The following is a 19,177-nucleotide window of genomic DNA, read 5'->3' as shown; positions in this document are numbered from 1 at the left end:
CCGTCGTCGCCAACATGGTGTTCGAAAAGAGCGAGAACTCGCACTCCCGGGCGCTCGTGGAGGAGCTGAATCAGTTATAGTAAGTAACGGGCGTCGACACGCGCGTGCTCGAGCGAAGGACGAACGAAAGACGCGCAAAGGACGCGAGAAAGGTGCGATCGTCCTTTTCTGGCTGTGGCGGGAGTTGATAGGCTGCGCCGGCCATGGGCGATGCGCTTCCCAAAGAGGTCGGTCGGGCCATTCGCGTGCTCCGGCTGCTGCACGGGCTCAGCTACGCCGAGTTCGCCGAGAAGGCGCATCTCTCTGCGACGTACCTGCGGCAGGTCGAGCGCGGCGAGCGCGATCTCGGGCTCGGCGCGCTGGCGCTCATCGCACAGGGGCTCAACTGCGATGCTCGCCTTCTCCTGCCCGGCGACGGGAGGAGCCCGGTCTCCGCCGTCGTCGCCGATCGCTTCGACCGCGCGCCCGAGGCGCTCCAGGAGGCGCTGCTCTTCCTGCTGATCGAGCCGGAGGACTCGCCGAAGAAGCAGGCCATCCTCGCCCTCATCAACGATGATCCGGAGCGCGCGCGGCCGCGCTCCCGGCCTCGGCCCGACGAGCGCGGCTCGCGGGGCTCCGCCCCCTCGTCGTCGAGCCGGCGGCCCGGGCGATGAGCCGCTGAGCGGTCACGGCCGGGCGGACGAGAGAAGGACGAGCACCGGGGCCGCGCCGGACGCCGGGTGGCCGCCGTTCCGGGTGTCACTCCCGTCCATCGACGCGAGCCGCTGCGTGACGAGGAGCTGAAACATCGCGATCGCGCGCGTCCGCCGCTTGTAGGCCGTCGAGAGGGGGATTCCGGACTGGCTCGCGAAATCCGCCATCGGGACACCCTCGATGTCGTGGGCCACGAGGACCGCGCGGAGCTCGCTGTCGAGCTCCCGCAGGACCGAGAGCGCCAGCAGGCGATCGCACTCAGAGATGATCTGCTCCTCGGCCGACGGCTCCTCGAGCACCGCGTCGAAGTCGTCCGGCAACGGCTCCTCCTGCCGGCGCCGCGCGCGCTCCGCATAGTGGGACGCGGTGTGGACCGCGATCCGGTTCAGCCACCGGTCGGGCGGGCCGCGCGCCGGGTCGTAGTTCGCGAAGCTCTCGTGCGCCGCGAGCATCACGTTCTGGGCGACGTCCCGGCGATCGCGGCGCGGCACCCCCAGGAGACGCAGCCATCGCCGCACGAGCACGATCGTTTTCTTGTTGAAGAGCCGCCAGTAAGCCCCTTCCCTGTCGTTCGGCGGCCGTCCCCCGTCGCCTCCATGCCCTGTGCCCGGCATTGCGTAACGATCGTTATCACAAGAAACCAAACTTGCAAAATGCGGTCGGAGCGATCCCAGGCAGAATTTCACCTTTTCGGGTGGTTAAATGTAGGTGTAGGTAGGCGTTGTCGGCGGTGCCCTGGCTTCTGCGTATTGCGCGGATGCGGGCTGAAACGTTCGGAAAAGCGTCGCACGACGATCGTTCCGTAGATGTAACGATCGTTCATCTTGCGGCTTCGGCGGCGGGGGTCTTCCGTTGCGCCGGCCGCGCTCGTGCAGCCGGGGCTGCGGCGCGCGCTCGCGGCGCGGTCCAGAGCGGGCGGCGGCCCGGCGCGGCTCCTCCTGCGCCGGGCCGCCTCGGCCGATGGGCCGCTTTCCTCGCTGGACGCCACGGCATCGCGCCGGTAGACAGGCGGCGCTCGAATGCGCACGTTCTATCGAAGAATGCCGGCCCCGCGGAGGAACAGCGCGCCCCGCAGCGGGCGTGTCGCGATCGCCCGCGCGGGCTCTGGCGAGGCGCCCGCCGGCCATGTCGGTTGACGCGGGGGAGCCGGGGGCGGCGCGCCGCGACGGGGCGGCGGCGGGCGACACGGGGGAGGCCCCGGCGCCGCGCCTGCGGGTCGCCTACTTCGGGCGGCCTGGGACGTTCAGCCATGAGGTGGCGTCGCGGCGCTTCGGGGCGAGCGCGGACCTCGAGCCCCGGCGCACCATCTCGGACGTGTTCGACGCCGTGGCCGACGGCGCGGCGACCTACGGCGTCGTGCCGATCGAGAACGCGGTGGGCGGCCCGATCTACGACACCGTGGATCAGCTGATAGGACGCGAGGGCACGGGCGCGGCGCTCGTCGTGTGCGAGGAGCTCTCGCTGCACGTCACGCTGTCGCTCCTCGGCAGGGCGGGCGTGGCGCCGAAGCGCATCTATTCGCACTTCGTCCCGCTCAAGCACTGCGGCGACTGGCTGCGCGAGAACTACCCCGGCGCGCAGATCCTCGCGGCGGAGAGCACCGCCGAGGCGGTCGAGCGCGCGGCGCAGGACGGCGAGGCCTGGGCGATCGGCAACAAGGGCGCGGCGGCGATCTACAACCTCGAGATCCTCGTGCCGAAGCTCGGCGCGAAGGGCGAGAACATCACGCGCTTCTTCGTCGTCGGCAAGACCGCCGAGCCCCCGCCCTCGGGCGGGCGGACGCTGCTCCTCTTCGGGCTGGACCACCGCCCGGGCGCCCTGGTCGCGGCGCTGTCCGCGCTCGGGAGACACCATATCAACCTCACGCGCATCGTCTCGCGCGCGCTGCCGGACAGCCCCGAGGAATATCTCTTCCTCGTCGAGTGCGAGGGCAGCACGGAGGAGCCTGAGTTCAAGGACGCCCTCGCGCTGCTCGAGCAGCACGCGACGGGCGTGCGCTCGCTCGGCTCGTTCCGCGTCAGCCGGAAGTACGAGTAGCGGCGCGCGGCGCGGCCATCACCCGATGATCCCGGGTGCGTCTCCCGCCCGTGACGCCGGGCTGCGCGCCTCGTCGACCTCGAGAGACACAGCATGACGTGACTCGCCGGAGCGCGGCGCCGATGACAACGAGTTCATCGGCCTGGACGCGGGCCGGCCTCTCATCGAGTAGGCGCCCCCACCGGCGAGCGGAACAACGCCGCTGGGAAGCTGGAAATATCCTCGCGCCGCGTGGCCTGCGTGACTCCTCTGGTCTTTTCGATAGCCAGTTGCGCCTCACCTGGGACTAGAACGCTCGCAGCGAGCGGTCTCGCGTTCATCGACAGGCAAGGTGACATGAATCTACGTTGGCGATGGCTCTTCGTGGTGGTGCCGGCGCTCATGGGTTCTCTGGAAGCGTGTGATATGGGCCCATGGATGCCGGTATTGCCGGGCGACGGCGACGGCGACATGCTCGGTGGGGCGGGCCCGAAGCGGAGGCCCATCGGCGCGAGCTGCAGCTGTGATGCGGACTGCGACGGCGAGGCGGCCGTCTGCATGCTGGGCATCTGCATGCAGCGCGCGGCCGGGCTGTGTGCGGCGCCGAACAGCGAGGAGGGCTGCGCGCCCGGCTCCCGCTGCTTCAACACCGACATCCTGACCGACACGGGGGTGTGTTATCCCGTCTACGATCCCGCGACCTGCGAGGGCGTGGAGAACCGTCATGGCCTCTGCTCGCCTCGGCGCGGCGACGGGTGCAACGCGACCTGCGGCGCGGCGTGCGCCGAGGACACGGTCGGCCCCGGGCGCGTGGGCGCGGCCTGCGACGCGGACGACGCGTGCTCGCTGCCCGGCGCGACCTGCCATCGCGACGCGGACCCCGCGGAGCCGAACGGCTGGGTCGAGGGGTACTGCCTCGCGTTCGACTGCGAGAGCGACGACGCGTGCGGCCCGGAGGCGGGCTGCTTCCCTGCGGCGGAGGGCGGCGCGCCCGTGTGCATGAACACCTGTGGCAGCGACCTGGACTGCCGGCCTGGCTACGTGTGCCACGTCGTGGGCGAGGAGAGCGGGGCCGCGTGCTTCGCCGGCTGCGACGCCGCCGCGACCTGCCCGAAGGGCACGACCTGCCTCGGGGAGCTCTGCGTATCGGACGAGGTCGCGTGCTCGCCGGCCGTCCCCTCCGGCTGGTGCCCGGAAGGCAGCTATTGCGACGACGGCGCGTGCCGCAAGGACGCCTTCGTCTGCGAGTCCGAGGGCGACGTGCTCGAGCCCAACGACGACGCGGGAGCGGCGGTGAGCGCGCCCGTGGGCGTCACGGAGGAGCTCACCTTGTGCGAGGGGGATGAGGACTGGTTCAGGATCGTGGTGCCGGAGCGGACCATCGTCCGCGTGGGGATCCGGTTCCGTCACGCCGCCGGCGACATCGATCTCGTGGCCTATGACGGCGAGGGTCGCCTGCTCGGCTCGCGTTACGGCGAGCAGTACCCGTACTCGTACCGCGACCAGGAGACGAACACCGAGTTCTACGGGTTCTACTCCGAGCGAGGCGGCGCCGAGTACCTCGTCCGGGTCGTCGGCCATGACGGGGGCCAGAACGCCTATGATCTGGACGTGACCTCGACTCCTTACGTCGACGGCCCGAGCTGCGTGGGCGCCGGCTTCTCGTTCGACGAGTGCGCCGGCTTCGGCGACGGCGGCAGCGGGCTCCTGCCGTTCCCGTTCCCCGATCCTGACGACTCGGTGGTCGGCGGCGGTTACGTCTGGGAGACCTTCAGCAACTACCGCTTTGCTCGGCGCGAGCTCATCATGCTCGTCCGCGACGCGCTGGCGGAGACGCTCTGGGCCTTCCCTGGCACGACGCCGCTCTCGCTGATCGACGTCTGCCAGCTGAACGGCGTCACGCCTGGTTACGACGTCGACGACCCGCGCCACCCCGAGTCGACGCACGATCAGGGCGGCAACATCGACATCGCCTATTTCCAGACGGACGGCTCGAACGACGGGGAGATCATCTGCGGGGACGGGTCGAAGCACGAGGATGGGTACTGCTCCTCGGCGGCGAAGCGGAAGCACTTCGTCGATCTCGAGCGCGAGGCGTTCTTCATGGCCAGGCTGTTCCGCTCGGCGCGCACGCGCGTCATCGGCGTGGACAAGATCATCGCGCCGTTCCTCTCGAAGACTGCCCGGAAGCTGAACGCTCTTCCGGAGCGCGATCGGCGGAAGATCACCGACGACGAGCTCGCGAGCTTCTCGGACCGGATGGCGTACGGCGAGGGGTGGCCGTATCACCATCACCACATCCACCTCAGCATGGACTGGTGGCCGAGGAAGGCCGCGGGCCACGGTGGCGCGGCGGACGCGTCGTTCGCGTCGTCCCCTGCCATCCACCGCTCGCCCGGGGCCGCGGCCGAGCAGCGGATGGCGTGGCCTCCTCGGCCGCTCAGGGCAGGACCGTGATCCGGTCGAGCGCGGGCGGCGAGATGGGCGAGCTCGCCGCGAAATGGTCCCGCAGGGCGTCGAGATCGAGCGCTCCGCCGAGGCGATCGACGCCGTCGTTGAGCACGGTGAAGCCGTCGCCGCCCGTGGCCAGGAAGCTGTTCACGGTCACCCGGTAGGTCCGCGCGACCTCGATCGGGGCGCCGTTGATCCGGATCGATGCGATGTCGACCTTCGAGCCGACGGGCGCGCTCTGGCTATAGGCGTAGGTGAAGCCGCCCGACACCTGAAGGATCACGCTCCGTAACGTGCCCGTCGAGTCCACCCGGAACTGCTGCTCCAGCAGCTGGTGGATCTGCGCGCCCGTGAGGGTCATCACGACAAGGCTGTTGCCGAACGGCTGCACGGTGAAGATCTCACCGAACGTGACCACCCCGTCCATGGGCTCGGTGGGCGAGGCCGCATAGGTCAGGTCGGCGCGGACGCCGCCCGGGTTCATCAGCGCGATCTCGGCCCCGCCTTTGCTCGCCTCGCGCGTGGCGGCGAGCTGGGCGTCGGCGATGACCGCGCCCATCGTGAACAGCCCCGAGCTCATGGGCAGGACCGTGCGATCGAGCGTCGCCGTCATCGTGCCGACCCGCACGCTGGCCAGCGGCGCCGAGAGATCCTTGTAGCGCGTCACCAGGGCGTTCACCCCCGCGTCGGGCGCGTCGCGCGTCACGACGACGTTGTTCGCCGTCTTCGCCGTCACCTCGCCAGTGCCCCTGCTGATCTCCAGATCGATGTCGGTCACCAGTCGCCCGAACGACGCCGCGCTCGTCACGATCTTGTCGCCGAAGAGGCAGTTGTACGCCTGGTGCGTGTGTCCGGTGACGATCACATCCACGGCGGGGTCGACGTTCGTGGCGATCTCGATGATGGGGCCCGAGATGTCGGGGCACTCGTTGAAGTGGCCTGTCGGGAGCCCTCCCTCGTGGAGCAACACAACGATCGCCTCGATGCCCTGCGCCTGGAGCTCCGGGACGATGTCGTTCACCGTGTCGACCTCATCCATGAACGACAGCCCCGCGACGCCGATCGGCGTCACGATCGACGGGGTGTCCTCGAGCGTCATGCCGATGAAGGCGATCTTCACGCCGTCGAGCTCGCGGACGTCGTAGCGCGGGAACAGCGTCCTGCCGCTCGCCGTGTCCACGACGACGTTGGCGGCGAGGAACTGGAAGCTCGCGCCCGCGAAGGGGGTGCCGTCCGCGCAGCCGTCGACCGGGCTGCACCCGCCCGACTGCATCCGGAGGAGCTCGGCGGTGCCCTTGTCGAACTCGTGGTTGCCGACGCCGTTGATGTCGAGGCCGAGCAGGTTCATGGCCTCGATCGTGGGCTCGTCGTGAAACAGCGCCGACACGAGCGGGCTGGCGCCGATGAGGTCGCCGGCCGAGACCACCACGGTATTCGGGTTCGTGGCGCGGAGGGCGGCGACATGCGACGCGAAGTAAGCGACGCCGCCCGCGTCCACCTGCGTTGCGTCGGGCAGGGTGATCCTGCCGCTGCTGCCCGCGGGGGGCTCCAGATGGCCGTGGAAGTCGTTGAAGGCGAGGAGCTGCACGCTCACGGTGTCGCCTCCGCTGGTGCCGCCCGCGCCGCCGGCGCCGCCGCCACCGGTGCCACCCTCGCCGCCCTGTCCGCCGGTGCCCGCGACGCCGCCGCCGCCCTGTCCGCCGGTGCCGGTAGCGCCGCCGCCACCGGTGCCACCCTCGCCGCCCTGTCCGCCGGTGCCCGCGACGCCGCCGCCGCCCTGTCCGCCGGTGCCGGTAGCGCCGCCGGTGCCGGTGCCGGTAGCGCCGCCGCTCGAGCCGGTGCCCATGGCGCCGCCGGACATCTCGGGGGGGCTCGCCGCCCCATCGTCTCCGCAGCCCGCGCCGGCCACCGGCGGCACGCACAGCATCGCGCCGAGAAGCGTGGTCCGCCACGCTCGCGCGCATCGCCCCAGGACTCCGGAAGCATCGCTCGCTCTCATCGTCGCTCCTCCACTCCGCTGCGCTCGCCCCCCAAGGCTCTCACAGGCTGGGTTCGCGTGGAAACAGTCGTGTGAACGCCCCGCGGCGAGCTCATGGCTGGCCGCGGCCGCGGCTCCAGAACGCGACGACGTCCTCCGGCCGCTCGCGCTCGCGCAGGACCCGGATGTCGCCGCCGTCGACGCCGAGCACCGCGGGGATGCCGCGGCTGCAGTGGCGAGACCACATGCTCAGCGTGTACGCGCCCGTGTCGCGGATGAGCACGAGATCCCCGGGCGACAGGTCCGGCAGCAGGAGGTCGCGGGCCAGCACGTCGCCGCCGAAGCAGAGCGGGCCGCCGAGGGTGCACGGCGAGAGCGGCCCCTCCCTGGGCGCGGCGTCGGGGTCGAGCGCCACGAAGTCATGGTGCCAGTCGTCCGGGTGATAGGCGCGGCGCAGCAGGAAGTCGGCCCCGAGGTGCAGGATCGCAGTCCGCCCAGCCGAGTCCTCCTTCACGTACTCGACGCGCGAGACGGCGAAGCCGCAGCCCGCCTGGACCCAGCGCCCGAGCTCGGTGATCAGCGTGGTCCCCTCCTCGAAGAGCGCCGGCGCCTCGCGGCGCAGCGCGGCCGCGTAGTCCTCCAGCGCCGGCGGGCGGTCCGTGCTCCGGTAGGCGACCGGCAGCCCTCCGCCGACATCCATGACGCCGGCGGCGCCCGGCCCCAGCGCGCGCCGGATCTCCTGGCGCAGCGCCTCGACGCGGCGGATCCCGTCGATCAGCTGCGCCAGCGCGCACCCCTGCGAGCCCACGTGCACGTGCAGCCCGGCGAGCCACGGATACCGCGCGAAGGCGGCGCGCACGGCGTCGGCCTGCTCGAGGGGGACCCCGAACTTGGAGCGCCGGTCCGCGACGCTGGTGAGGGCGATGCTGGAGGCCCCGACCTGCGGATTGATGCGCAGCCCGATGCGATCGGCCGCCCCCTCGGGCCGGACGAGCTCGTCGATGCGCTCGAGCTCATCGAGGTTGTCGGCATTGAGCCGCACGCCGAGGCGGAGGGCCTCCGCGATCTCGGCGCGCGTCTTGGCGGGGGAGTCGTAGACGATGCGGCCGGGCGGGCAGCCGGCGGCGAGCGAGAGCTTCACCTCCTCGAGCGAGGCCGCCTCGAGCCCCGCGCCGCACTCGACCGCCGCGCGCAGGACCTCCACGAGGGGGTTCGCCTTGATCGCCACCGTGTGGAGGGCGCCCGGCGGGAACGCCGCGCCGATCCGCCCGATCCGCGCCCGCATGCGCCCGAGGTCGTGGAACAGGACCGCAGGCTCCACATCCATCCCGCGGCGCCGCGCCTCGCGGAACGCGCGCGCCATGCTCCCGGGATCCAGCCGATCCGCGTCGCTCATGGGACCTCCCTACCGCAGTGTGGCGTCCGGGAGGCGGATTGTCCGCCCCGGCCCGGCCCGCGACGCCGCGACGCCGTGACCACGAGCAGGGGCGCGACCCATGTTTCCAGGATCTCTCGCGCGCGACGTCCCGCGGCGGCGCCCGGGCGCGCGCCGCCCTGCGAGGCGCTCGCCCGCTAGCGCGGGACGAGCAGCCGCTCGCGGATCACGCCCGCGTCGCCTCCGCGGCGGCCCACGGGATCACGGGATGTCGAGGTGGGGTTCAGGTCGGTCGGGGGCCGGCGACGCGCCGTGCCCGCGGACCGCAGCGACGGACTCGAGGGACGAGACTTCGAGTCAGCTCTAGGTCGGATTCACGGCGATCTGCATCTGAGCGACCACGATGTCCCCGTCCATCACGGCCTTGGCACGAAGGCCGCTGTTGCCCGCTTCGTCGGCCTTGATGGCGCCTGCGTACGCCGTCGCCAGATTGCCGGTGGTGCGCGTCTTGTACGGCTCGTACTTGGTATGAACGGAGTCGGTGAAGGCGGGATCGAAGTAGAATTGCGTCGTGAAAATGTGGCTTCCACCCCTGTACGTGGTGCGACCCATCGACGTCGATCCCTTCTTGAAGCAGACGAAGTGGATGTGAACATCGCGGCCGTTGTACCAGCCGGGGAAGATGCTTTGGAACGAGACGACGCCGTCTGCGTTCGTGGTTTGCACGCCGCGACAGAAACGTTCACTGACATCGAGATCGTTCTGACCCGGCCTGCCCGCGTACGGCGAGTCGGGTTTCTGCTCGTTGGCAGTGCCCCTGGTCCCGAAGCCGCTGTAGAACCCCTGCCCGTCCGTGTGCCAGATGTAGACGTCCACGTCGGCCAGGCCTACGCCCTCGCCATTGCAGTCGGGCTGGCTCAGGTCGAGCACGCGCAGGTGGAGATGCATCTCCACGCCGGCTGGTGCACTTTCATTGTAGCGACCACGAATGTCCTGCCGCAACAGGGAGATGTCGTCGCCCTTTTCGAGCTCGTGAATGAAGAAGGGGCCCTGACCGGCGCCGTCCGTCTTGTTGAACGCCGTGCACGTCGGCACGTCGTCGAACGGCGGCGCCGTGAGGCCGTCACCACCGCCGCCGCCGCCGCCGCTACCTCCAACGCCCGGCTCGGTGCCTCCCGTGCCTGAGCCGCCCGAGCCTGCCGTGGTGGAGCCCGGTCCCGCGCCGCCCGAGCCGGGGCCCGATGTGGTGGCGGGGCTGGCCCCCCCGCCTCCCGTGCCCGATCCAGTGGTCCCGCTGGACCCGGAGCTCGCAGAGCTTCCGGTCCCGCTCGGATCCGACTCGCCGCCATCTCCGCACGACACGGTGACGGCAATCGCCCCCAGCCCCAGGAGGGCCTGCCGCCGGTCAACGTCCCTGAACGACGGGCCCTGGGTCTCGGTATCTCGTTCCTTGCTCATAAGCAGCTCTCCTCAGGTGGTCGATGACCTGTCCGTCCGGCTGGATAAGGCGCCGAAAAGGCAGTATCTTCCCAAGAACGGCAACATTAAAGCATGACGGCGCGGAGCGTGGAAGATGGGACCCGAGCCGATCCCATCTTCCCGCCCTCTTGTAGTTATCTACCGCTGTTTCACGCGGATCGGCGCGTCAGAGATCCAGGGTGACGGGGCCTGCGCGCCATCCTGGATCCGCTTGCGCAGGACCTTGAGCTGCGCCGCTGGGGGGTTCCATGGTTCCGGTCGGCATCGGTCAAGCGCCAGTATACCGAATCGGCTGGCAAGATCGCCAGCTGCCAGAACGGTGTCAGTCTGACCGTGAGCAACGGACTGGAGCATTCGTCGATTGATCTCGAGCTGTTTCTGCCGGAAGAGTGGGGCAACAGTCCAGCTCGCCGGCGCGAGAGGGTCTGCCCATTGGACTTCAGCGCCGGACCCAGCGGGGACCGTGAGGGCGACGCGCTCGTCGAACGCACCGGCGACGAGGACTCCCTTCCCGTAGCGGGACGATCGAGGCCGGCGCGGAGGCGAGGCGGAGCGTGGAAGCGGAAAACGGCGCATGCCCGGCCGCCGGGGTCGGAAAATTGGCAACCGCTTTTGCTTTTGCTGTTTCTGTTGTACTAGGCGCCCCGAGAGCCCCGCAGGCCCCGTATGACGCGCATCCTTCTCATCGACGACTCCGCCGCGATGCGAGCGCACATGTGGGCCGCGCTCGAGAGGGCGCCCCAGCTCGGGCCGGCGGTGGAGATCGCGGAGACGGCGAGCGGGTTCGCGGCGCTCCGGTTGATGCACCGCAGCGCGTACGACGCCGTGATCATCGACATCAACCTGCCGGACATCGACGGGCTGGAGCTCATCCGCTTCATCCGGCAGAGCCGGCACCACCGCGACGTCGCGGTCGTCGTCGTCTCCACGATGTCGTCGGCGCGCGAGCGCGAGCGCGCCTTCCGGCTCGGCGCCCATGCGTTCGTCGCGAAGCCGTTCTCCCCGGACACCCTCGTGTCCGCCGTCCGGCGGGGCGTCGCGTCGAGCCAGCTGCGCCTGCGCGTCGCCACGTAGGCGGGCTCGACCTCCCCCGCCGCCGAGCCTTCCGGCGCGCCGCCCCGAGCTGGTAGGGTGCGCGGCCATGAAGCTCCGCTCGCTCCTCCTCCGCCTGGCTGCGCCGCTCGCGCTGCTCGCGGCGACCGCCTGCTCTGCCTCGTCTTCCCCGCCCCCGGCCGAGCCGCCGGGGGGCGCCGCCGCCCCGGCACCCGCGCCTTCCGGCGCCGCGGACAGCCCGACCGGGCTGCTCTCGGAGGAGGACTTCAAGGCGCTCCACCAGCTCCGGTCGGACAAGGCCCCGCCCGCGCGCGGACAGACGGTCGAGGTGGCCGGGACGCGGGCGTACCTGAGCCTGCCGCGGGACGCGAAGCCGCCGATCCCGGCCCTCGTTGTCGTCCACGAGTGGTGGGGCCTGAACGAGCACATCAAGCACTGGACCGACCGCCTCGCGGAGGACGGCTATGCCGCGCTGGCCGTGGACATGTACGGCGGCAAGGTCGCGACCACGCCCGACGACGCGATGGCGGCGATGAAGGCCGTCGACGAGGCGAAGGGGATCGAGACCGTGCGCGCCGCGCACCGCTTCCTCGCGACCGACGCGCGCGTCCTGGCGCCGCGCACCGGCTCGATCGGGTGGTGCTTCGGCGGCGCCTGGTCGCTCAAGCTCGCCCTGAACGAGCCGGAGCTCGACGCGGCCGTCCTCTACTACGGCCGGCTCGTCACCGATCCCGCGCAGCTCAAGGCGATCAAGGCGCCGGTGCTCGGCGTCTTCGGCAACATGGACAAGGGCATTCCGCCCGAGGTCGTCAACGAGTTCGACAAGGCGCTCCACGAGGCGAGCGTCGAGCACGAGGTGCTCCGGTACGACGCCGACCACGCCTTCGCGAACCCCTCGGGAGAGCGGTACGACACGAAGGCCGCGGCGGACGCCTGGGAGAAGGTGCGGCGGTTCCTGGCCGCGAAGCTGAAGGGGCAGTGATCGGCGAGGCGGGATCCCATGCGGGTCCCGGTCCTCCGGCGCTCGATCTCAGGAGAAGCCTCCCGCCACCGCCTCACCGGAGCTCGCGCAACGCCGCGATGAGCTCCGACAGCGACGTCGCGTCGCTCCGATCGAGCGCCAGCGAGCCCGCGGCGAGCGCTTCGGCGAGCGCCCTCGAGCCGCCGGCCTCCGGCGCGGCGATGGCGACGGCCGACTCGGCGCGCGCGACCTCCGTCACGAGCGCGCCGAGCGCCGCCGGGTCGACCGCCGCGGCCCTCGCCGCCGCGGAGAGCGCGCCTGCGGCGCTCTCGACCTGCTCCACCGAGGCGCGCGTCGAGGCGTGGAGCTCCGAAAGGCGCAGCCGCTCGAGCAGCGCCCCGTACGCGGACTCCATCGCGGCGAGCTCGCCCAGCGCCACGGCCGCCGGGCTCTCCTCCGCGCCCGAGCCGGTCGCGCCGCCCGGCGCGCGCCGCTCCGCGATCTCGGCGACCTCGGCGCGCGCCGCCCGCACCTCGCCCAGGAACGCCTCGATCGACGCCGCTGCCGGCGCGATCGCGCCCGCGCCCAGGGCCGCGAGCGCCTGCAAGGCCTCGCGCGGCCGCCGCCGCAGGAGCCGCCGGAGCGGCGCGTTGCATGCGACCCGCAGCGCCGCGGCCTCGGCGGCGGCGAGCACCCGCTCGCCCATCGAGCCCTTCAGCGCGGCCTCGTCGCACGCCCGCGCGAGATCCTCGGCGAGCGCGCTCGCCTCGGGCCGCTGCTCCGACCCCCGTCCGCCCGGCGCGCCGTGCTCGTCGCCGTCGCCGACCGCGCCGCCCCCCCGCGCCGCGTCGCGCCTCGCCTCGAGCACGTCGCGCGCGTCGGCCAGCGCCTCGACCGCGGCGCGCAGCCGCTCCACGGCGGCGTCGGCCGCCGCCGTCTCGGCGGCGAGGTCGTCGCCCTCCACGTAGGCGCGCTGGCTCGCCGCGAGCCGCCGGCGCCGCTCGTCGCCCGCCCGCAGCGCCGCGGCGCTCCGCCGGGCCCGCGCCGCCCCGAGCGCCGCCGCGCCGCGCGCGCCGAAGGTCCACGCGCACGCCGCGGTCGCCCCGAGCGCCGCCGCCGCCGCGATCCCCACCGCGGCGGTCGGGACGGCCGCGGCCGCGCCCGCGCCCACGCGCAGCCCGAGCATCCCGGCCGCCAGCGCGCAGGCCGCGGCGCCCGTGCCGACCGCCCGCGCGCCGCGCTGCGGGGGCGCGGCTCCGAGCGCGGTCACGCCGATGTAGGCCACCGAGCCGAGCGCCACGATCAGCAGGACGAGCGACAGCGGCGAGGTCAGCGTGACGAGCAGCCAGCCGAGCAGCGAGACGTCGATCATGGCAGCGCGGCGCTCGCCAGCACCACCTCCCGGTCCCGCGCGCCGATCGATCCCGGCGCGCTCGCGACCCGGAAGGACGTCCCGTCCCACGCGATCGTCGTCACCATGAAGCGCACGTCCCTCCCCGGCGGATCGCTGCGGAACCGCACGCGCCACTCGAGGCGCCCGAGCTCGGACGCCGGCAGCTGCACCGCCGCGAGCCCGACCGCCGGGGCGAAGAGGCCGTCGCCGAGCGCCGCGTCCACCTGGCCGTCGCGGGCCGCGAGGGCGAGCTCCGCCGCGTAGTCCTCCCAGAGCACGACGCGCAGCGCCCCCGGGCCGCTGAAGAGCTGCAGCTCCTTCAGCTTGCGGGTGAGGCTCTCGGCCTCGGCGCCGGCCGCCGGGGCCGCGGCGCCGTCGCCGGCGAGCAGCCGGCCGATGCGCGCCGCCGACAGGAGCCGCGCCCACGCCCGCGGATCGTCCGGCCCCGGCGTGCCCTCGGCGGCGGCGACCTTGCGCTGGATGCGGAGCGCCTCGTCGACGCGCCCGCTCCCCGCGGCCGCCGCGGCGAGCCTCAGCCATCCCCGGGGCTCGGCCGGCGCGAGGTCCGTGAGCGTCGTGTACTGGCGGTATGCCGCCGCGTACCAGCCGTGCCGGAGGTAGACGTCGCCGAGCATCCCGCGCGACGCGGGGCTCGTCGGATCGAACTCGACCACCTCCGAGTACGTGCGGAGCGCGTCCGCCTCGAAGCCGCTCGAGGCGAGCACGTCGCCGAGCTCCAGCGCGAGCCCCGGGCTCATGAAGCCGCGGTCGCGCAGCCTCCGCCCGTAGGCGAGCGCCTCGTCCTTCCGGCCCGCCTCCGCGAGGAGGCGCACCCGTCGGATCTCCCCCTCCGGGTCGTCGGGCCGCTCGGTGAGCGCCTGCCGCAGCAGCGCGAGCCGGTCGTCCACCGCCGGGAGCGCCGCGAGCCGCTCGTCGATGAGCGTCCAGCTCGCCTTCGGATCGGCGCCCCCGAAGAGCGTGCGCCGCACCGCGGCGGAGATCGCGGGGTCCACGCTCCGCCGGAGGAGCGCGTGCGCGATGAACCGCTGCGCCTCGGGCTCGCCGGCGAAGCGCCCGAGGAGCGCCTCGGCGCCGCCCTCGGTGGACACCTTCGCCTGGAGGAGCGAGAGGAGCGCGGCCCTCGAGCGCCAGTCCGGCAGCTCGCAGGTCGAGAGCGCGCCCTCGTAGCGCGCGATGAGCTGCTCGGCCGCCGTGGCGCGGGCGAGGCGCTTCGACCAGACGACGATGCGCTCGGCGAGCGGCCGCCGCGCGGTGTCGCTGCACGGCGCCGTCGCGACCGGCGGGGGCCTGGACGTCCCGATCGCGGGCGGCCTCCGCGCGTCCGCCGGAGTCGTCCTGACCGCTGCGCTCAGGGGCGCGGCGCCCGCGGCCGGCGTGACCGGCCCGCCGCCGCCGCGCGGAGCGCTGGCCCTGTTCGCGCCGAGCGCCACCGGCTCGCCGGCCACCGGGGGCCTCGCGGACGCGGGCCGCGCGCGAGGGGCGTCCGCGCGGCGCGCCACGATGCCCTGCTCCTGCGGCGCGGGCTGCTGCTCCGCCTCGTCCGCTGCAGCCGCGCCCGCGGGGGGCGGGGCCGGCAGCGCGGCTTCGGGCGACGCGGGGACCGCCGTGGCGCCTTCGTCCCGCTCCTCGGTCTTCTGCGCCATCGCCGGCGCCATCATCGGCGCCGGCGCCGACCCCTTCTGCGCGTAGCCGCCCTCTTTCCCCGGGCTCTCCTCATAGCTTGCGCTCTCCGGCTCGCTCTTCGAGCACCCGAAGGCGACCGCCGCGGCGGGCGGCGCGAGCAGCGCCGCGAGCTCGCGCTCCCGCTCGGGCGTGAGCGCCGTCAGGCGCTCGCCCCGCAGCGGCGAGCGCCGCCGCCGGATCCCCTGGTTCAGGTACGCCTGCTCGCTCTCGAGCGCCAGCGTGCTCGTGAACGGCGTGATCAGCCCGTAATCGAGCCCGAGCTCGACCACCTTGCCCCGGTGCGCCTCGATGTCGTCGCCGTCCGCGAGCAGGCGCCGCACCTTCTCGGCCGCCCAGAAGCGCGGCACAAGCGCCGCCCCGACGCCCCGATCGAGCTCGATCGGGTGCTCGCGGGAGTACTCCTTGCCGGCGAGCCGCCCCTTCACGACCGCCTTCGCGGGCAGCGCGTGGTGCGTGCGCGCGAGCAGCACGACCTCCTCGCCGCGCGACACCTTGCCGCTCGCGGTGAGCATCGGCTCGTCGAGCCCGGCGCCGAGGTCGATCGAGAGATCGGTGAGGGTCGCCGTCTTGATCGCGCCGGCGAGGCGCAGCACCTCGGACGTCGAGCCCTCGGTCTCGTCGATCCGGAACGCCTGTCCGCCCCCGGCGCGCGCGAGCTCGCGGAGCAACGCGTGGTTCGCGTTCTCGCCGACGCCGACCGTGAAGAACCGCGCGCGCGAGTCCGTGAGCGAGCGGCGGAGCCGCTCGGCGAGGCGCGCGCCCGTCACCTCGCCGCTCGTCGCGAGCCCGTCGCCGATGTAGATGACGGCCGGCTGCTCCTTGCCGTGCACGCGCCCGAGCGCCGACTCGAACAGGGCGCCGAGGTCGGTCGCGCCCCCGGTCGCGTGCTCGGCCAGCCGCGTGAGCGCGGCGGAGATCTCCTTGTCCGACGCCTCGGCGAGCCCCTCCTTCGGGTGCAGGACCGCGGGCGCCGAGTCGAGCGCGATCAGCGCGAAGTGGTCCGACGGCGACATCGCCCGCAGGATCGCCTCGGCCGCGGCCGCCTTCTGCTGTCGCGCCGTCTCGTCGGCCGACGCCGACGTGTCCACCACGACGACCAGGTCGGCGGGGAGCTCCTTGAGCTCGGCCCAGTCCACGTCGGGCACGTACCGGGCCATCACGTAGTCGGCGCGGTCCTCGCCCGCGGCGAAGCGCGACATGCGCAGCGGCGACGGCTTCTCCTTGACGGAGGCCTCGAGCTGGAAGTCCGCGCGCGGCGCGTAGCCGCTCCGCCGCATGCTCACCCGCCGCCCGCCGTCCTCGATCACCGCGTCGGCGAGGGTCGCGATCTTCATCCCCTGGCCGGCCTGCCCGAGGTCGACGGAGAGGGAGAATTCGCCGATCTGGACCGGATCGGCCGAGCGCATCGGGTACACGTAGGCGAGCTTGCCGGTCGGCGCGCCGAGCATCTCCACGTAGCGCAGCACCACGCGCCGCGAGCCGCTCGCGGGCACCGGGAAGATGCGGGCGCGGTAGCTGCGCCCGTCGACCCACTCGAGCAGCGCCGGCTCGTGGCCGCTCTGCACGGCGGCCTGGTACCGCTGCGCCGCCTCCGTCCGCTCGATGACCTCCCCCTCGACGAGCACGCCGTTCGTCTCGACCGCGAACGAGCTCACGAGCGCCCGCTCGGGCACGGTGAACCAGTACCAGCCCTCGACCTGTCGCCCGCCCGGGTTCGAGAAGGTCTGGTCCACCTCGGTCTCGGCGATGCCGTCGCGCACGACCGCGCGCACGGCCTGCCGGCTGATCTCGAGCGTGCGCGCCTGCGTCCCGGGGGCGCCCTGCAGGTCGACGCCGTAGATCCGGCCGGAGCCGCTGCCTTCGCCCGCGAGGGGCCGGTGGTCGCCCATGCCGCCGGTCCAGTCGTCCCAGTAGGCGAGCGGCGCGACCTTGGGCGCGGCGCCGCCGGCGACGGTGACCTGCTCCCCTGCGTGCACCTCGACGCGCCCGCCGGGGGCGGTGACCATGGCGAGCCCGCGGGCCACGTACACGCTCACGGCGTCGCCCGAGCGCCTCATCGACAGGCCGGCGTCGGCGGCCGTGACCCGGACCTCTCCGAGCGCGTGCGAGAGCTCGCCGCGCCCTTCGGGCGGGGCGTCGAGCCACACCTCGCCCTGCGCGAGCGAGAGCCCCTCTGCGCCGAGCGCGACCTCCGAGTCGGCGCGCAGGAACACCGCCGAGCCGTCGGCGAGCCGCACGAGCGCCCGCGCGCCCTTTCCGGTCGCGAGCTCGGCCCCGACCGGGAGGGGGATGCCGGACACCACCGTCGACCGCCGGTCGTCCTGTTCCAGCGTGACCTCTCCCGAGGAGAGCTCGAGCCGGGCGCCGATGGCGCTGGCCTTCGTGGGCGCCTTCTCCTGGGTCAGGAGGAGCGCGGTCACGCTGGCGGCGAGCACGAGCACCCCGGCTGCGAGCCGGAACCGCAGGCTGCGCTTGCGGCGTGCCCGCTCGGCGCCCGTCTCCAGCGCGCGTTTCTCTGCCGGCGTTCCGGCCGGTTCCATCTGTTCGTGCGACGACATCCGAGACCTCCCTCGCCGCGGTGGCCCTCGCCCCCGGGAGCCAAGTGCGGGGTTGCATGCAGACGTCTCATGCCCCGCCGCGATCTACCGAAGCGATCGCGCCGGTCATCGTAACGGGAAAGCGCGCAGGAAGCGTAGCCCTATCCCGGAGCGGGGGCGGCGGCCTGCTGCGGGGACGGGATCTGGGCGGCCAAGGGCGCCTGGAGCAGAACAGAAGAGCAGAAGGAGAGAGTTCAACGCAAAGGCGCAAAGGCGCAAAGGCGCAAACAGAAGAAGGGGGGCGAGGTGTATCGTTATTTGCGCCTTTGCGCCTTTGCGTTGATTCTCTCCTGCTCTCCTCCCACCGCTCGGCGCTTCAGGCCACCTCCTGCCTCCGGATCAGGCGTAGCGAGCGCTGTCAGCCGGACCGGGTTCGGTCCATACCATCATGGAACAGGCCGCCTGGGCCGGGCGAACGTCCGAGCGAACTACAACGGTGGTTTCTGGAAGTCTATCCAGCACAGGAGGGGGCGATGACAGGACTGCTTCCGGGATTCCGGAGGTTCATCGGCTACGTGTCCCTTGTTTCCCGGAGGCGGAGGCTGCGCAGAGCGCCTGATTTGCCGGGCGAGCGCTTCCACGCGGAGGTGGTCAGGACGGTGGATGGGGACACGCTCCACGTACGCGACGAACGGGGCGTGAACCATCCCATCCGCATGCTCTCGATCGACACGCCGGAGACGCACTTCCTCGGCGCCTCGCAGGGCCGCTGGGCCGAGGCGGCGTCCGCGCGGCTCGCCGAGCTGCTCCCCGAAGGCGCCGAGGTCGAGATCCAGACGGACGAACAGCCGTGCGACGCTTACGGGCGCGTCCTCGCCTATGTCCTGTCAGGAGGTCGGCTCATCAACCAGCAGCTCCTCGAGGAGGGCCTGGCGATGACGTACATCGTCGCGCCGAACCTGCGTCACGCGCAGGAGCTATCCGAGGCTGCGCGGTGCAGCTTCACCGAGCGGCGCGGCATGTTCAGCGATACAAGCCTCCTGCTCCCGTACGAGTTCCGGTGGAGCATGAGAGGCCAGTCGAGCGCGAAGCTCGTCGGCAGCCTGTCCCAAGGAAAGGTGTTCGCGCTGTCGGAGCGCGAGCGCGTGCCGTGCTGGGATCGCGTGTTCTTCTTCGACGTTCGGGACGTCAAGGATCCCTTCGTCCGCATCGCGACGGAGAGGCTCCCGCGCGGCGGCTGATCGGACGGCCTCCGTCCAAGCTCCCCTCTTTCAGGTCGCCCGGCTCCGCCGGGCGAGCCACCCTGCCACGCACCGTGGCAATCCGCCTCGTTTTGCCAGGCTCCTGCGCGAAGCCGATCGCGCGCCTGAGCCCATGCATGCGGCCAGCCTGGATGGCTCGACGGGTTGCCCGCCTCCCGATCCGAGCCAAAAGAGAGCGCTTTCGCGCGGCGGACGCCGCGCTCCGCTCCTGGTCGGGCTCGACGCGCACAGCGGACGCGACCCTGGCACGAGAGTCGCCTACGGGCGGAATGGCT

Annotated in this window: 12 protein-coding genes and 2 pseudogenes; 7 read left to right on the top strand and 7 right to left on the bottom strand. The window is 72.6% G+C overall.

Annotation, left to right across the window (positions count from 1 at the left end; translation table 11 throughout):
- Positions 1–203 precede the first annotated feature (203 nt).
- Entirely contained in the window at positions 204–653 is a 450-nt protein-coding gene (locus WMF36_RS37040; protein WP_437575533.1) for a helix-turn-helix domain-containing protein, read from the top strand.
- 12 nt (positions 654–665) lie between these two features.
- Here the strand turns inward: WMF36_RS37040 and WMF36_RS37035 are convergent, their stop codons facing one another.
- On the bottom strand, positions 666–1,307 hold the full coding sequence (locus WMF36_RS37035) for an RNA polymerase sigma factor (RefSeq protein ID WP_437575532.1): 642 nt from the start codon (positions 1,305–1,307) through the stop codon (positions 666–668).
- A 511-nt stretch (positions 1,308–1,818) separates the two neighbouring features.
- On the opposite strand from WMF36_RS37035, the gene WMF36_RS37030 reads away from it, so the two are divergent.
- Both WMF36_RS37030 and WMF36_RS37025 read left to right on the top strand, forming a co-directional pair.
- On the top strand, positions 1,819–2,730 hold the full coding sequence (locus WMF36_RS37030; RefSeq protein WP_437575531.1) for a prephenate dehydratase: 912 nt from the start codon (positions 1,819–1,821) through the stop codon (positions 2,728–2,730).
- 417 nt (positions 2,731–3,147) lie between these two features.
- A complete protein-coding gene (locus WMF36_RS37025) occupies positions 3,148–5,166 on the top strand; it encodes a hypothetical protein (RefSeq protein WP_437575530.1) in 2,019 nt (672 codons plus the stop codon).
- Here the strand turns inward: WMF36_RS37025 and WMF36_RS37020 are convergent.
- The 3 genes from WMF36_RS37020 to WMF36_RS37010 form a co-directional block, all read right to left on the bottom strand.
- The gene (locus WMF36_RS37020) at positions 5,150–7,159 is read right to left on the bottom strand and encodes a bifunctional metallophosphatase/5'-nucleotidase (RefSeq protein WP_437575529.1); all 2,010 of its coding nucleotides are present in this window, start codon (positions 7,157–7,159) and stop codon (positions 5,150–5,152) included. The genes WMF36_RS37025 and WMF36_RS37020 overlap by 17 nt on opposite strands.
- 91 nt (positions 7,160–7,250) lie before the next feature.
- Positions 7,251–8,534 (bottom strand): diaminopimelate decarboxylase, encoded by a 1,284-nt coding sequence (locus WMF36_RS37015; RefSeq protein WP_437575528.1) that lies wholly within the window; start codon positions 8,532–8,534, stop codon positions 7,251–7,253.
- A 342-nt stretch (positions 8,535–8,876) separates the two neighbouring features.
- Positions 8,877–9,971 (bottom strand): hypothetical protein, encoded by a 1,095-nt coding sequence (locus WMF36_RS37010; RefSeq protein ID WP_437575527.1) that lies wholly within the window; start codon positions 9,969–9,971, stop codon positions 8,877–8,879.
- Between the two features lie 210 nt (positions 9,972–10,181).
- On the opposite strand from WMF36_RS37010, the pseudogene WMF36_RS37005 reads away from it, so the two are divergent.
- Positions 10,182–10,367: pseudogene (locus WMF36_RS37005) on the top strand (hypothetical protein); the annotation flags it as partial.
- Between the two features lie 75 nt (positions 10,368–10,442).
- Here WMF36_RS37005 and WMF36_RS37000 read toward each other — a convergent pair.
- A pseudogene (locus tag WMF36_RS37000) lies at positions 10,443–10,568 on the bottom strand (glucuronyl esterase domain-containing protein); the annotation flags it as partial.
- 90 nt (positions 10,569–10,658) lie between these two features.
- Between WMF36_RS37000 and WMF36_RS36995 the strand changes: the two are divergent.
- Together WMF36_RS36995 and WMF36_RS36990 are read left to right on the top strand one after the other, a co-directional pair.
- Positions 10,659–11,066 carry a response regulator gene (locus WMF36_RS36995; protein WP_437575526.1) on the top strand — a complete coding sequence of 136 codons (408 nt, stop codon included), beginning with the start codon at positions 10,659–10,661 and terminating at the stop codon, positions 11,064–11,066.
- A 67-nt stretch (positions 11,067–11,133) separates the two neighbouring features.
- Positions 11,134–12,027 carry a dienelactone hydrolase family protein gene (locus WMF36_RS36990; protein WP_437575524.1) on the top strand — a complete coding sequence of 298 codons (894 nt, stop codon included), beginning with the start codon at positions 11,134–11,136 and terminating at the stop codon, positions 12,025–12,027.
- A 73-nt stretch (positions 12,028–12,100) separates the two neighbouring features.
- Here WMF36_RS36990 and WMF36_RS36985 read toward each other — a convergent pair whose 3' ends face one another.
- Together WMF36_RS36985 and WMF36_RS36980 are read right to left on the bottom strand one after the other, a co-directional pair.
- The gene (locus tag WMF36_RS36985; RefSeq protein ID WP_437575523.1) at positions 12,101–13,378 is read right to left on the bottom strand and encodes a hypothetical protein; all 1,278 of its coding nucleotides are present in this window, start codon (positions 13,376–13,378) and stop codon (positions 12,101–12,103) included.
- Positions 13,375–17,661, bottom strand: a complete 4,287-nt coding sequence (locus tag WMF36_RS36980; RefSeq protein ID WP_437575521.1) for a VIT domain-containing protein — start codon at positions 17,659–17,661, stop codon at positions 13,375–13,377. The genes WMF36_RS36985 and WMF36_RS36980 overlap by 4 nt, the downstream gene beginning before the upstream one ends.
- A gap of 677 nt (positions 17,662–18,338) precedes the next feature.
- Here WMF36_RS36980 and WMF36_RS36975 point away from each other — a divergent pair.
- Complete coding sequence (locus tag WMF36_RS36975) at positions 18,339–18,881, top strand: thermonuclease family protein (protein ID WP_437575520.1); 543 nt, start codon at positions 18,339–18,341, stop codon at positions 18,879–18,881.
- The last annotated feature ends 296 nt before the right edge of the window (positions 18,882–19,177 follow it).

This window comes from Sorangium sp. So ce887 (assembly GCF_051521455.1).
Classification (GTDB): domain Bacteria; phylum Myxococcota_A; class Polyangia; order Polyangiales; family Polyangiaceae; genus Sorangium.
The sequence above is the reverse complement of the archived record's forward strand: the minus strand, read 5'-3'. Positions and strand labels throughout refer to the sequence as shown.

Bases quoted from the DNA above. Each gene is read 5' to 3' on its own strand.
- WMF36_RS36990 (WP_437575524.1), top strand. From the start codon at position 11,134: ATGAAGCTCCGCTCGCTCCTCCTCCGCCTGGCTGCGCCGCTCGCGCTG.
- WMF36_RS36995 (WP_437575526.1), top strand. From the start codon at position 10,659: ATGACGCGCATCCTTCTCATCGACGACTCCGCCGCGATGCGAGCGCAC.
- WMF36_RS36985 (WP_437575523.1), bottom strand. From the start codon at position 13,378: ATGATCGACGTCTCGCTGCTCGGCTGGCTGCTCGTCACGCTGACCTCG.
- WMF36_RS37015 (WP_437575528.1), bottom strand. From the start codon at position 8,534: ATGAGCGACGCGGATCGGCTGGATCCCGGGAGCATGGCGCGCGCGTTC.
- WMF36_RS37010 (WP_437575527.1), bottom strand. From the start codon at position 9,971: ATGAGCAAGGAACGAGATACCGAGACCCAGGGCCCGTCGTTCAGGGAC.
- WMF36_RS37020 (WP_437575529.1), bottom strand. From the start codon at position 7,159: ATGAGAGCGAGCGATGCTTCCGGAGTCCTGGGGCGATGCGCGCGAGCG.
- WMF36_RS37040 (WP_437575533.1), top strand. From the start codon at position 204: ATGGGCGATGCGCTTCCCAAAGAGGTCGGTCGGGCCATTCGCGTGCTC.
- WMF36_RS37030 (WP_437575531.1), top strand. From the start codon at position 1,819: ATGTCGGTTGACGCGGGGGAGCCGGGGGCGGCGCGCCGCGACGGGGCG.
- WMF36_RS37025 (WP_437575530.1), top strand. From the start codon at position 3,148: ATGCCGGTATTGCCGGGCGACGGCGACGGCGACATGCTCGGTGGGGCG.
- WMF36_RS37035 (WP_437575532.1), bottom strand. From the start codon at position 1,307: ATGCCGGGCACAGGGCATGGAGGCGACGGGGGACGGCCGCCGAACGAC.
- WMF36_RS36980 (WP_437575521.1), bottom strand. From the start codon at position 17,661: ATGTCGTCGCACGAACAGATGGAACCGGCCGGAACGCCGGCAGAGAAA.